The 12355-nt window shown below is 73.7% G+C and carries 9 protein-coding genes; 2 read left to right on the top strand and 7 right to left on the bottom strand.

Annotation, left to right across the window (positions count from 1 at the left end; translation table 11 throughout):
- Positions 1–135: 135 nt before the first annotated feature.
- Together JOF54_RS21140 and JOF54_RS14635 are read left to right on the top strand one after the other, a co-directional pair.
- Positions 136–3855: an efflux RND transporter permease subunit gene (locus JOF54_RS21140; RefSeq protein ID WP_245358127.1), complete on the top strand. Its 3720-nt coding sequence runs from the start codon at positions 136–138 to the stop codon at positions 3853–3855.
- Between the two features lie 138 nt (positions 3856–3993).
- Positions 3994–4650 (top strand): DUF7691 family protein, encoded by a 657-nt coding sequence (locus tag JOF54_RS14635; RefSeq protein WP_210057140.1) that lies wholly within the window; start codon positions 3994–3996, stop codon positions 4648–4650.
- A 178-nt stretch (positions 4651–4828) separates the two neighbouring features.
- Here JOF54_RS14635 and JOF54_RS14630 read toward each other — a convergent pair whose 3' ends face one another.
- The 7 genes from JOF54_RS14630 to JOF54_RS14600 all read right to left on the bottom strand — a co-directional run bounded on the left by JOF54_RS14630 (position 4829) and on the right by JOF54_RS14600 (position 12228).
- Entirely contained in the window at positions 4829–8236 is a 3408-nt protein-coding gene (locus JOF54_RS14630; protein WP_210057138.1) for a pyruvate carboxylase, read from the bottom strand.
- An 85-nt stretch (positions 8237–8321) separates the two neighbouring features.
- On the bottom strand, positions 8322–8975 hold the full coding sequence (locus JOF54_RS14625; RefSeq protein ID WP_210057136.1) for an SIMPL domain-containing protein: 654 nt from the start codon (positions 8973–8975) through the stop codon (positions 8322–8324).
- A gap of 31 nt (positions 8976–9006) precedes the next feature.
- Positions 9007–10404 carry an MFS transporter gene (locus JOF54_RS14620; protein WP_307804197.1) on the bottom strand — a complete coding sequence of 466 codons (1398 nt, stop codon included), beginning with the start codon at positions 10402–10404 and terminating at the stop codon, positions 9007–9009.
- Positions 10401–10856 (bottom strand): MarR family winged helix-turn-helix transcriptional regulator, encoded by a 456-nt coding sequence (locus tag JOF54_RS21585; protein ID WP_307804196.1) that lies wholly within the window; start codon positions 10854–10856, stop codon positions 10401–10403. The genes JOF54_RS14620 and JOF54_RS21585 overlap by 4 nt, the downstream gene beginning before the upstream one ends.
- A 96-nt stretch (positions 10857–10952) precedes the next feature.
- Entirely contained in the window at positions 10953–11306 is a 354-nt protein-coding gene (locus tag JOF54_RS14610) for a ribonuclease E inhibitor RraB (RefSeq protein ID WP_210057134.1), read from the bottom strand.
- Positions 11307–11349: 43 nt separating this feature from the next.
- Entirely contained in the window at positions 11350–11928 is a 579-nt protein-coding gene (locus JOF54_RS14605; protein ID WP_210057125.1) for a flavin reductase family protein, read from the bottom strand.
- 105 nt (positions 11929–12033) lie between these two features.
- Positions 12034–12228, bottom strand: a complete 195-nt coding sequence (locus JOF54_RS14600) for a CsbD family protein (RefSeq protein WP_210057123.1) — start codon at positions 12226–12228, stop codon at positions 12034–12036.
- Between the last annotated feature and the right edge of the window lie 127 nt (positions 12229–12355).

Raw genomic sequence — 12355 nt, 5'->3', positions numbered from 1 at the left:
AGAGCCTGTGACCCGGGTGATCCTGTCAGCGGCGCCGACTACCGTCGTCCCCGCCTGCGGTGCGTCTGCGCGAGCGACGTCGAGCCGGGCGCCGACCCCTGTCCGGTGGGTCGTGCTGCGCGCGGAAGGATCCCGATGACCTCGTTGACCAAGCTGAGCCTGGCCAACCGGATGCTGGTGGGCCTGGTGAGCGTGGCCATCGTCGTCTTCGGCGTGCTGGCCGCCGCCAGCCTCCGGCAGGAGCTGCTGCCCTCGACGCAGATCCCCACCGCCGTGGTGACGGCGACCTACCCGGGCACCTCGCCCGAGACCGTCGCCAAGGACGTCGCCGAGCCGATCGAGCAGGCCGTCAGCAGCGTCAAGGGCGTCACCAGCGTCCGCGCCGTCTCCGCGAACGGGTTCGCGAGCCTCACCGTCGAGTGGGACTACGGCCTGGACGACGACGAGACCGTCACCGCCATCCGCACCGCCGCCGACGGCGTGCCGTCCCTGCCCGACGACGTCGAGGTGACCGTCCAGGCGGGCAGCACCGACGACATCCCCGTGCTCGTCCTGGCCGTCGCCTCCGACGCCGAGCCGGCCACCCTGGACCGCACGACCACCGACGTCGCCGTCCCGCAGCTGTCCGAGGTCGACGGCGTCCGGCAGGTGCAGGTGTCCGGCCAGGACACCACCGAGCTGTCGGTCACCCTCAAGCCCGACGAGCTGCGCGAGCGCGACCTGACGGCGGCCGCGGTCACCCAGCTGGTCCGCGCCCAGGCCCTCGTCGTGCCGGCCGGCACCAGCTACGACCAGGACACCGAGCTGGCCATCGAGGTCGGCAGCGCCCCCGGCTCGGCGAAGTCCGTCGGGAACTGGCCGATCGCCACCGCCGACGGCCCGGTGCCGCTGAAGACCTTGGCCACCGTGGCCGTCACCTCCGTCGACTCGACGACGGTCGCCCGCCAGGACGGCCGCCCGGCGCTGAGCCTCACCGTGCTCAAGGAGAGCGACGCCGACGCCGTCGAGATCTCCCACGCCGTCGGCGACCTGCTGCCCGACCTGGAGCGCTCGATGGGCTCCGGCACCACGTTCAGCACCGTCTTCGACCAGGCGCCCTCGATCGAGCAGTCGATCCACGACCTGGCCGTCGAGGGCGGGCTCGGGCTGGTCTTCGCCGTCCTGGTGATCCTGGCGTTCCTCTTCTCGGTCCGCTCGACCGTGATCGCGGCCATCTCCATCCCGCTCTCGCTGCTGATCGCGATGATCGGCCTCTACGCGGGCGACTACTCCCTCAACATCTTCACCCTCGCCGCGCTGACCGTCGCCGTGGGCCGGGTGGTCGACGACTCGATCGTCGTCACCGAGAACATCAAACGTCGGATGGTGCCCGGCGTCGCGCTGACGCCCGCGGACATCGTCGCCTCGGTCAAGGAGGTGGCGGGCGCCGTCACGGCCTCGACCCTCACGACGGTGGCCGTGTTCCTCCCCGTCGCCATCGTCTCCGGCGTCACCGGTGAGCTGTTCCGGCCCTTCTCGGTGACCGTGGCCATCGCCCTCGTGGCGTCGCTGCTGGTCTCGATGACGATCGTGCCCGTCCTCGCCTTCTGGTTCCTGCGCTCCTCGAAGGCCCGGGCGGGCGCTGCCGAGGAGCCGGGCGAGGACCACGTCTCCCGGCTGCAGCGCGGCTACCTGCCGGTGCTGGGCTTCGCGCTGCGCCGCCCCGCCGTGATCCTGGTGGCAGCCGTGCTCGTCTTCGCCGGCACGATGGCCTCCACCAGCCTGCTCAAGACCGACTTCCTGGGCTCGGTGGCCGACAAGGGCTCGCTGCAGATCACCCAGGAGATGCCCGCCGGCACCCGGCTGAGCGCCACCAGCGACGCCGCCGGGAAGATCGAGCAGGTGCTGGCCGGGATGCCCGACGTCTCCGGCTACCTGACCACCGTCGGCACCGGCGGCTCCAACAACGCCACCATCACCGCGACCGTCCGCGACGAGGACGACTGGGACGCCGTCAAGACCGACCTCGAGGCCCGGCTCGCCGACCTGAGCGACGTCGGCGAGACCACCGTCGCCGCCGTCAACACCTCCGGCGCCGGCTCCGACGTCACCGTCACCGTCACCGGCGACGACCCGGAGCTGCTGGCCTCGACGGCCGAGCAGGTGCAGACCACCCTCGACGGCGTCGACGGCCTCGACGACGTGACGAGCGACCTCGCCGAGCAGCGCCCCATCCTCAAGGTCGACGTCGACCGCGGGACCGCTGCCGAGCAGGGCTTCACCCAGTCCGAGGTGGGCCAGGCCATCGCCGGCGCGCTCCGCGGCACCCAAGTCGGCACCGTCACGCTGCAGGGCGAGTCCCGCGACATCATGGTCCGTACCGAGGCGACCGACGCCAGCCCGCGCGACATCGCCCGGATCGAGCTGCCGGTCAGCCAGCTGCAGCAGGCGCAGGCCACCGAGAAGGCCACCGACAAGGTCACGAAGAAGCAGGAGGACGCGGCCGAGAAGGCCGAGGAGGAGGCCGCTTCCGCCACCGAGGAGCAGCGCCAGGAGCTCGTCGACCAGCGCGCCGAGACCTCCGAGGGCCTGACGGAGGCCCGCCGCCAGCTGGCCCGCCTGCAGGCCGCTCCGCCGCCCGCGCCGGCCGTCCCGTCCGCGCCCCCGCAGCCCGCCGTGCCGCTGCCGACCGAGCTGCCGCCGGAGGTCGCCAAGCTGCTGCCCAGCCCGGCCCCCACCACCGCCGAGGAGGCCGCCTCGGCCGCCCCCTCGCGCGAGGAGCTGAGCGACGCCGGCCAGGCCGTGCAGCGGGCCGTCCTTGCCGCCGCCCGCCAGATCGCCGCCGGCCAGGCCGCGCAGGCGGCCGCCGCGGCCCAGGCCCAGGGCGTCACCGCCGCCCTGGCCGCGCAGATCGCGCAGCAGACCTACGCCCAGCAGCTCGCCCAGGTCTCGGCCGCCGTCACCCAGGCCTCCGCCGGCCTGGAGCAGATCGACGCGCAGCTCACCGCGCTCGACGAGCAGACCGCGAAGGCCGAGGAGCAGCGGGAGCAGAGCCAGGACCTGACCGACGAGCAGAAGGCCGTGGCCGACGTCCGCGCCGAGCCGCTGACCGTCGGCGACCTCGCCGATGTCGAGCAGGTGCTCGCGCCCAGCACGGTGACCCAGATCGACGGCATCCGCGCCGTCACCGTCTCGGCGACGCCGGACGCGTCCGACCTCGGCGCGCTCACGCAGACGGTGCAGACCCGGATCGACGCGCTGGACGTGCCGTCCGGCATCACCGTGGAGCAGGGCGGGGCGTCCTCGGACCAGCAGGAGGCGTTCACCCAGCTCGGGCTGGCGATGCTGCTGGCCATCGTGCTGGTGTTCCTCATCATGGTGGCCACGTTCCGCAGCCTCGTGCAGCCGCTGATCCTGCTGATCTCGATCCCCTTCGCCGCGACGGGGGCGGTGGCCGCCCTGCTGCTCACCGACACCCCGCTGGGTGTCCCGGCGATGGTCGGCCTGCTGATGCTCATCGGCATCGTCGTGACCAACGCCATCGTGCTCATCGACCTCATCAACCAGTACCGGGAGCGGGGCGAGGACGTCCAGACCGCCGTCGTCGACGGGGCCCGGCTGCGGCTGCGGCCCATCATCATGACGGCGGCCGCGACCATCTGCGCGCTGATCCCCATGGGGCTCGGGCTGACCGGCGGCGGCGCGTTCATCTCGCGGCCGCTGGCGGTGGTGGTGATCGGCGGCCTGGTCTCCTCGACCGTGCTGACGCTGCTGCTGGTGCCGGTGCTCTACACCCTCGTCGAGCGTCGCGGCGAGCGGCGCCGGGCCCGGCGGCAGGCCCCGCCGACCGAGGACGCGGCGCCCGCGGAGGCCTGACTCAGCGCAGCAGGGCGGTGAGGGCCACGAGCAGCACCAGGCCCACGAGCACCCCGGAGACGATGAAGCGACGCGCCCGGGGGTTCATGCAGCCCAGGATATGGTCGCGCCGCCGCGGGGAGCACTACCGTGTCGGGCATGGGCGAGCTCCGGTTGTACGCCGTCGGCCTCGACGAGGTCCGCGGTGTCTTCGGCGCTCCCGACGACCGGGCGGCGCACCTGCGCGAGGTGGCCCGACGGGCCTTCACCCCGGAGCCCGACGCGGCCCGGACCGGCCTCCTCGGCAAGCTGGGGCCGATCTTCCGCCGCCCGCCGGCCGCGCGGGTGGTGTCCCCCACCCAGCCCGAGCCGCACGACGTCGAGGTGCTGCTGGCCGGCGCCCACGTCCGCCCCGAGCGCACCGGCGCGACCTGGCGGGTGCTGGAGACCCTGGTCTGCGACCTGGCCTGGGGCTCGACGAGGATGAGCCTCACCCCGCAGGCCCTCGACGAGCTGGACTTCGCCCTGGCCCGAGGCGGCGTCTCGTCCTCGGTGGGGCTGCGCCACCTCCTCGACTCCACCGCGTCCCTCACCCTGGTCCCGGTGCAGGGGCTGACGGTGGGCTGGCACCGCTACGAGACCGCCCTGGCCATGGCCGGGGCCTACCGCGCGGCGATGCCGCAGATCAAGACCACCGAGCAGCAGGAGATGGTCGCCGCCCTGGCGTCCTGGCTGGACGGCTTCGTCCCCTGGGCCCAGGTCGCCGCGTCCCTCAACCGCCCGGTCCCGGACTTGGTGGGCTTCTGGGCTGTGTAGATGGCCCTCGCTCCGCTCGGGCGCGGTCGCGCGCTCTGACCCCCGGTCTTCCTCGGTCGCGAGCGGACGAAGTGCGTGTCCGCTCGCTCCCTCGTCCAGACCGGGCCGCGCGCACCGGTTCGTGGCTGGGCTCAGCCCGCCGGCCGCGGACCGGGGCCGGAGGGCTGAGCGGGGTTGATCAGGACGGGTCCACGACGATGACGAGGTCGCCGCCCTCGACCTGGGTGATGGAGCCGATCGCCAGCCGCGAGACGGTGCCGGCCACCGGTGAGGTGATCGCGGCCTCCATCTTCATGGCCTCGATCGTGGCCACCGTCTCGCCCGCCTCGACGGCGTCGCCCTCGTCGACCGTGACGCTCACCACGCCCGCGAACGGGGCGGCGACGTGGCCTGGCCGGCCCGGATCGGCCTTCTCGGCCGCCTTGACGTCGACCTTGATCGAGGTGTCGCGGACCCGGATGGGCCGCAGCTGCCCGTTGATCGTGCACATCACCGTGCGCATGCCGCGCTCGTCGGCGCTGCCGATGGCCTCGAGGCCCAGGATGAGGCTGACGCCGCGGCCGATCCGGGCGACGTGCTCCTCGCCCGGCTGGAGGCCGTACAGGTAGTCCAGGGTGTCGAGCCGGGACACGTTGCCGTAGGTCTCCCGGGCGCTGACGAAGTCCTTCGTCGGGCCGGGGAACAGCAGCCGGTTGAGCGTCTCGCGCCGGGTCGAGCCCTCCTCGTCGAGCGCGTCGGAGTCCTCCGCGCCCAGCTCGGTCTCCCGGAACGGGGCGGTCCGGCCCTGCAGCGCCTTGCTGCGGAAGGGCTCGGGCCAGCCGCCGGGCGGGTCACCCAGCTCGCCGGAGAGGAAGCCGATGACGGAGTCGGGGATGTCGTAGCTCTGCGGGTTGGCCTCGAACTCGGCCGGGTCGGCGCCGACGGCCACCAGGTGCAGGGCGAGGTCGCCGACCACCTTCGACGACGGCGTCACCTTGGTCGGCCGGCCGAGGATCCGGTTGGCCGCGGTGTACATCGCCTCGATCTGCTCGAACTTCTCCCCCAGCCCCAGGGCGATGGCCTGCTGGCGCAGGTTGGAGAGCTGGCCGCCGGGGATCTCGTGGTCGTAGACCCGGCCGGTCGGGCTGGGCAGCCCGGACTCGAACGGGGAGTAGACCTTGCGCATCGCCTCCCAGTACGGCTCGAGGTCCATCACCGCGCGCAGGTCGAGGTTCGTCGCCCGCTCGGTGTGCTCCAGCGCCGCCACCAGGGCCGAGGCCGGCGGCTGGCTCGTGGTGCCGGCCATCGGCGCGCTGGCCACGTCGACCGCGTCCACCCCGGCGTCGACCGCCGCCAGCAGGGTGGCCAGCTGGCCGCCCGCGGTGTCGTGGGTGTGCAGGTGCACCGGCAGGTCGAAGTTCTGCCGCAGGGCGGCGACGAGCTTGCTCGCCGCGGGCGGCCGCAGCAGGCCCGCCATGTCCTTGATGGCCAGCACGTGCGCGCCGGCCTCCACCATCTGCTCGGCGAGCCGCAGGTAGTAGTCGAGGGTGTAGAGGTCCTCGCCCGGGTTGTTGAGGTCGCCGGAGTAGCAGAGGGCGACCTCGGCGACGGTGGTGCCGGTCTCGCGGACCGCGTCGATCGCCGGCCGCATCTGGGCGACGTCGTTGAGGGCGTCGAAGATGCGGAAGATGTCGATGCCCGTCCGGGCCGCCTCGGCGACGAACGACGTCGTCACCTTGGTCGGGTAGGGGGTGTAGCCGACGGTGTTGCGGCCGCGCAGCAGCATCTGCAGGGCGAGGCCCGGCATGTTGTAGCGCAGCGCCTCCAGCCGCTCCCACGGGTCCTCGGAGAGGAACCGCAGCGCGACGTCGTAGGTCGCCCCGCCCCAGCACTCGACGCTGAGCAGCTCCGGGGTCATCCGGCCGACGTAGGGCGCGATCCGCAGCAGGTCCTTGGTCCGGACGCGGGTGGCCAGCAGCGACTGGTGCGCGTCGCGGAACGTCGTGTCGGTGACCTCGACGCCGACGCGGTTCCGCAGGTCGGCCGCGAAGCCCTCCGGGCCCAGCTCCAGCAGCCGCTGCCGGGAGCCGTGCGGGGACGGCTGGGAGAGGTCGACGCCGGCCGGGCGCTTGACGCCCGGGTCCAGCAGCGTCGGGGCCTCGCCGTTGGGCTTGTTCACCGTCGTCTCGGCCAGCCAGCGCAGCAGCCGGGTGCCGCGGTCGGCGGGCGCGTGCGTGGTGAGCAGCTGCGGCCGCTCCTCGATGAAGCCGGTCGAGACGTTCCCGGCGATGAAGTCGGGGTCCTCGAGGACGCCCTGCAGGAACGGGATGTTGGTGCTGACGCCGCGGATCCGGAACTCCGCCAGCGCCCGCCGCGCCCGGGCCACGGCCATCGGGAAGGTGCGGCCGCGGCAGATGAGCTTGACCAGCATCGAGTCGAAGTGGGCGCTGACCTCGGCCCCGGTGTCGGCGGTGCCGCCGTCCAGCCGGATGCCCGCACCGCCGGCCGAGCGGTAGGCGGTGATGGTGCCGGTGTCGGGGCGGAAGCCGTTGGCCGGGTCCTCGGTGGTGATCCGGCACTGCAGGGCGGCGCCGTTGATCCGGATCTCGGACTGCTCCAGGCCCAGGTCGGGCAGCGACTCCCCGGCGGCGATCCGCATCTGCGCCTGGACGAGGTCGACGTCGGTGATCTCCTCGGTGATCGTGTGCTCGACCTGGATGCGCGGGTTCATCTCGATGAACACGTGCTGGCCGGCGCGCTCGCCCTCGGTCTCGACGAGGAACTCCACCGTCCCGGCGCAGGAGTAGTGGATCGACTCGGCGAACCGGACGGCGTCGCGGCACAGGGCCTCGCGCAGCTCGGGGGTGATGTTGGGCGCCGGGGCGATCTCGACGACCTTCTGGTGGCGGCGCTGGATCGAGCAGTCGCGCTCGTAGAGGTGCAGCGTCGTGCCCTGGGTGTCGGCGAGGATCTGCACCTCGATGTGCCGCGGCCGGCCGACGGCCTGCTCGATGAACGCGGTGGGGTCGCCGAAGGCGCCCTCGGCCTCGCGCATCGCGGCGCCCACCAGCTCGCGCAGCTGGGCCGGGTCGTCGATCCGCCGCATGCCGCGGCCGCCGCCGCCGGCGACGGCCTTGACGAAGACGGGGAACCCGATCTCCTCGGCGCCGGCGACCAGCTCGTCGAGGTCGGCGGAGGGCCGGGTCGACCTCAGCGTCGGGATGCCTGCGGCCTTCGCGGCCTCCAGGGCCCGCACCTTGTTGCCGGCCAGCTGCAGCACGTCGGCGGGCGGGCCGATGAAGGTGATGCCGGCGGCGTCGCAGGCCCGCGCCAGGTCGGGGTTCTCGCTGAGGAAGCCGTAGCCCGGGTAGACGGCGTCGGCCCCGGACTCCCGCGCCGCCCGGATGATCTCGTCGATGTCGAGGTAGGCCCGGACGGGGTGCCCCCGCTCCCCGATCATGTAGGCCTCGTCGGCCTTGATCCGGTGCACCGCGTTGCGGTCCTCGTAGGGGTAGACGGCGACGGTCTGCGCCCCGAGCTCGTAGGCGGCTCGGAAGGCGCGGACGGCGATCTCACCGCGGTTGGCGACCAGGACCTTGGCGAACATGAGCGGGAATCTATCGGCAGTTCGTTACGGCGCGACGACGCGGACCAGCAGGTGGCTCACGCCGGGGCCCGCAGCGGCCGGCCGCTCAGGGCTGGGCGTCCAGCACGGCCGGGGACAGCGCGAAGCGGACGGTGACCTGGCCGGTCACCGTCTGCGCGGCCGGCTCGAGGTCCAGCTCGGGCTCCTCGGGCGGCCCGCCCTTGGCCATCGCGAACGACTGCCGCAGCATCCCGGGCCGACCGCCGCCGTCGAGGTCGGAGACCTCCAGCACGTCGACGACGGTGGCGCCGAAGGCCGCGGCGTAGTCGTCGGCCCGCTCCCGGGCGTCGGCCAGCGCGGCCAGCCGGGCCTGCCGCTGCAGCGGGTTCTGCGGCCGCAGGGACCACCACGGGCCGTCCACCTGGACCTGGTCGACGGCGCTGAGCGCGAGCACCAGCGGCCCGAGGACGTCGAAGTCGGCGACCGAGAGCTGGGTGGACCAGCTGCCGCGGTAGCCGGTGACGCGACGGCCCTGCCGGGCGAAGACCGGGGCGACGTGCACGCTGCTGCTCGTGGTGCCGTCGAGGCCGGCGCGGTGCGGGTCGACGGCGGCGCCCACCTCGGCCGACGCCGTGGCGAGTGCCCGGCGGACGACGGCGGCGGAGTCGCCGGAGCGGTGGACGGTGACGGACAGCCCGGCCAGGTCCGGCGGCCCCTCCAGGGTCGCCTCCCCGCGGACGGTGGCGACGGGCTGGCTCATGGCCGCACCCTAGCGCCGCGCACCCGCGGCGTCAGGCGGCGCGGCGCTCGACGCTGAGGTGCGGGGCGTGCAGGTGGGCGACGACGTGCAGGTGCTGGCGGCGGGCCAGCAGGGCGACGCAGAGCAGCACGCCCAGCGTCGAGAGCGCCCCGCCGCCGATCAGGGTCCAGCGGGCGCCGAACGCCTCGCCCACCCAGCCGAGGATCGGCGCGCCGACCGGGCTGCCGCCCATCAGCACCATCATGTAGAGCGCCATCACCCGGCCGCGGAGCTTCGGGTCGACGGTCATCTGCACCGAGGCGTTGGCGGCGGTCAGCGTCAGCAGGGCGGTCAGGCCGAGGAGCGGCAGGATCGCGGCGTAGGTGAGGTAGGTGGGCATGAACCCGGCCGCGATCTCCACGACCCCGAAGGCCACCGCCATGCCGACGACGAACCGGCCGCGCGGCGTGGAGCGCCGGCGGGCGGCCAGCAGGGCGCCGGCCAGCGACCCGACGGCCATGATCGTGCCGAGGATGCCGTACTCCTGCGCGCCCTTGTGGAACTCCTGCTGGGCCATCAGCGCCGACGTCATCTGGAAGTTCAGCCCGAAGGTGCCGACGAAGAAGACGGTGCCCATCACCAGCAGCAGGTCGGGCCGGCTGCGGACGTAGGCCAGCCCCTCACGGATCTGCCGTTTGGCCCGGACCGCGGGCGGGCTGATGGTGAGGGTGCGCGCGTCGATCATCACCAGGGCGACGACGAACGCGGTGTAGGTGACGGCGTTGGACAGGATCGCCCAGCCGGTCCCGAACGAGGCGATGACCAGGCCCGCGACGGCCGGGCCGACGATGCGCGCCGCGTTGAAGGTCGCGGAGTTGAGGCCGATGGCGTTGGCCAGGTGCTCCTGGCCGGCCACCTCGGACACGAACGCCTGCCGGGCCGGGTTGTCGAAGGCGGTGCCCAGGCCGAAGGCGAGCGCGATCAGGTAGACGTGCCAGGTGGCGGCGACCCCGGTGATCGCGAGCACGCCGAGGAGCGCCGCGCACAGCGCGAGCCAGGCCTGGGTGATCTTGAGGACCAGCCGCTTGTCGAACCGGTCGGCGATCAGCCCGCCCCACGGCGACAGCAGCAGCATGGGCAGGAACTGCAGACCGGTGGTGATGCCGACGGCCAGCCCCGAGCCGCCGGACAGCTCCAGGACCAGCCAGTCCTGGGCCACCCGCTGCATCCAGGTGCCGATGTTGGAGACGAACGAGCCGGACACGTAGATCCGGTAGTTCCGGTTGGACAGGGCGGCGAACATCCCGCCGCGGGCGGCCGGCGGTGCGCTCGGCCTGCGCCCGTCGGACTCGGCCGGGTCGGCGGCGGTGTGCTCGGTGGTCGTCGGGTCGGGGCTCTCGGGGCGGGCGGCCCCGTCGACGCCGGCGGACCGGTTCGTGTCGACGCTCACGCGTGGTTCACCTTCTCCAGCAGGGGGATGCAGCGGCGCAGCAGGTCGCGCTCCTCGGGGTCCAGCTCGGCGAGCCGGACGGCGAGCCACTGGTCGCGGCGGCGGCGGTTGGCCAGCAGGATCTGCCGGCCCTCCTCGGTCAGGCTGACCCGCGCCGAGCGGCGGTCGTGCGGGTCGGTGGTGCGCGTGACCAGGCCCCGCTCCTCCAGGCCGTTGACGATCCGCGTCATCGACGGCGGCTGCATCAGCTCCTGCGCGGCCAGCTCGCCCATCGTCAGGTCGCCCTGGTTCAGCAGCACCGACATGGCCGAGAGCTGGTTGGAGCCGAGCTCCTGGGAGTCGTCGCGCAGCTGGCGCAGCCGGCGCGCGAGGCGGAGCACCGCGGGGCGCAGGGCGTTCGCGAGGCCGGCGGTGCTGCGGAGGTCCTGGGCGGGCACGGCACGGGCAGTCACTTGCCCAGGCTAACCTTTAGCACTGCTAAATACAAGGGCTATGCGTCGGCCCGGGTGGTGGCTCGCCCGGTACTCGTGGGCGGGGGGCCGGGGTCCTCAGACCGACAGGCCCCAGCCGTCGAAGACGCAGTCGTGCTCGGCCCCGGTCTCGACCATGGTGGTCACCCAGCCGCGCAGCGAGTCCAGGGTGAGGGGGAACGGGGCCGAGGACCCCGTCACGGCCCAGCCCGTGGTGCGGCGCAGCACCCGCGAGCGGTGGCGCTCCACCCCGGCCGACCCGCCCGCGGCCCGGAGCGCGGCCGCCAGGGCCTCGGCGCGGTCGCCGTCGGGGGCGTCGAAGTAGTGGTCGACGGCCCGCTCCTCACCGGCGCGGACGCCGTGGGACGTCATGACCTCCCAGGTGCCGGCGGTGGATGCGAGCTGCTCCTCCAGGAGGTCGCGGGGATCCATGGCGAGCACCCTAGGGCGACCGGACCGGGCGGGGCGGACCTGCTCAGATGGCGGTGTGCTCGCCCACGGCGTGGTAGGTCCGGTCGTGGTAGACCAGCGGCGCGGTCGCCCCGGCCTGGTGGGCCTCGAGGGCGAGCACCGAGACGAGGAAGCTGCGGCCGATGGCCGTGCGCTGCACCACCCGGCCCCGGACCCAGGCCTGGTTCCCGTCGAGCACCGGCTCACCGGTGGCCAGCAGCGACCAGCCGCCCTCGGCGAAGCGGTCGATGCCCCGGGTCGCGAACCGGGCCGAGACGTCGACCTGGGCGGCGGCGAGGAAGTTGACGACGACGGTGTCGGCCTCGGCCAGCGCGGGCCAGGACGACGAGGTCGAGTCGATGGAGAAGGTGAGCACCGGCGGGTCGGCCGACACCGAGATCACCGAGGTGGCCGTGAACCCGTAGAGCGCGCCGTCCCGGCTGAACGTCACCACGGCGACGCCGGCCGGGTGGCGGCGGAAGACGGCCTTGAAGTCGTCGGGGCCGACCTGGCTGGGGCCGTCGGGGTCCGTGCCGGTGCCGCCGGTGGACGGCTGCTCGGGGACGGGGGCGCCGTCGCGGCTGGGCGCCGGGAAGGAGGTCATGTCGGGGCAACAGGCGGGCCGGGGAGTTGATTCCCGCCCCCGCCGTGGTCCCCGGCACACGACGACGCCGCCACCCCGGGGGGTGACGGCGTCGACGGGGGTGGCTCAGGACGTGAAGGCGTCCTTGACGTCCTTCGCCGCGTCCTTGGCGTGCTCGCCGGCCTGCTTGGCCTGCGCCTCGCCCTGGTCCGCGCGTCCCTCGGCCTGGAGGTCGTGGTTGTCGGTGGCGTCGCCGACCGCCTCCTTGGCCTGGCCGGCCAGCTCCTCGGCCTTGTTCTTCGCCTTGTCAGCCAAGCTCATCTGCAGCTCCCTCCGTCGGGGTCCGCGGCGGTGCTCCGTCGCGCTCGGGGCCAACCTAGGCGGCCGACCTGAGCGCCACCCCCACCGACCCTGAGAACCCCGCCGGATCGCTCCCGGTCGCGGTTGT

The organism is Microlunatus capsulatus, assembly GCF_017876495.1.
Lineage (GTDB): Bacteria > Actinomycetota > Actinomycetes > Propionibacteriales > Propionibacteriaceae > Microlunatus > Microlunatus capsulatus.
Note: the sequence above shows the minus strand (reverse complement) of the source record. Positions and strands in the feature narration are given on the sequence as shown.

What these genes read in the sequence shown, in the direction of transcription:
- JOF54_RS21140 (WP_245358127.1), top strand. Translation starts at nt 136, where the DNA reads ATGACCTCGTTGACCAAGCTGAGCCTGGCCAACCGGATGCTGGTGGGC.
- JOF54_RS14610 (WP_210057134.1), bottom strand. Translation starts at nt 11,306, where the DNA reads ATGGATCCCCGCGACCTCCTGGAGGAGCAGCTCGCATCCACCGCCGGC.
- JOF54_RS14625 (WP_210057136.1), bottom strand. Translation starts at nt 8,975, where the DNA reads ATGAGCCAGCCCGTCGCCACCGTCCGCGGGGAGGCGACCCTGGAGGGG.
- JOF54_RS14600 (WP_210057123.1), bottom strand. Translation starts at nt 12,228, where the DNA reads ATGAGCTTGGCTGACAAGGCGAAGAACAAGGCCGAGGAGCTGGCCGGC.
- JOF54_RS14630 (WP_210057138.1), bottom strand. Translation starts at nt 8,236, where the DNA reads ATGTTCGCCAAGGTCCTGGTCGCCAACCGCGGTGAGATCGCCGTCCGC.
- JOF54_RS14605 (WP_210057125.1), bottom strand. Translation starts at nt 11,928, where the DNA reads ATGACCTCCTTCCCGGCGCCCAGCCGCGACGGCGCCCCCGTCCCCGAG.
- JOF54_RS14635 (WP_210057140.1), top strand. Translation starts at nt 3,994, where the DNA reads ATGGGCGAGCTCCGGTTGTACGCCGTCGGCCTCGACGAGGTCCGCGGT.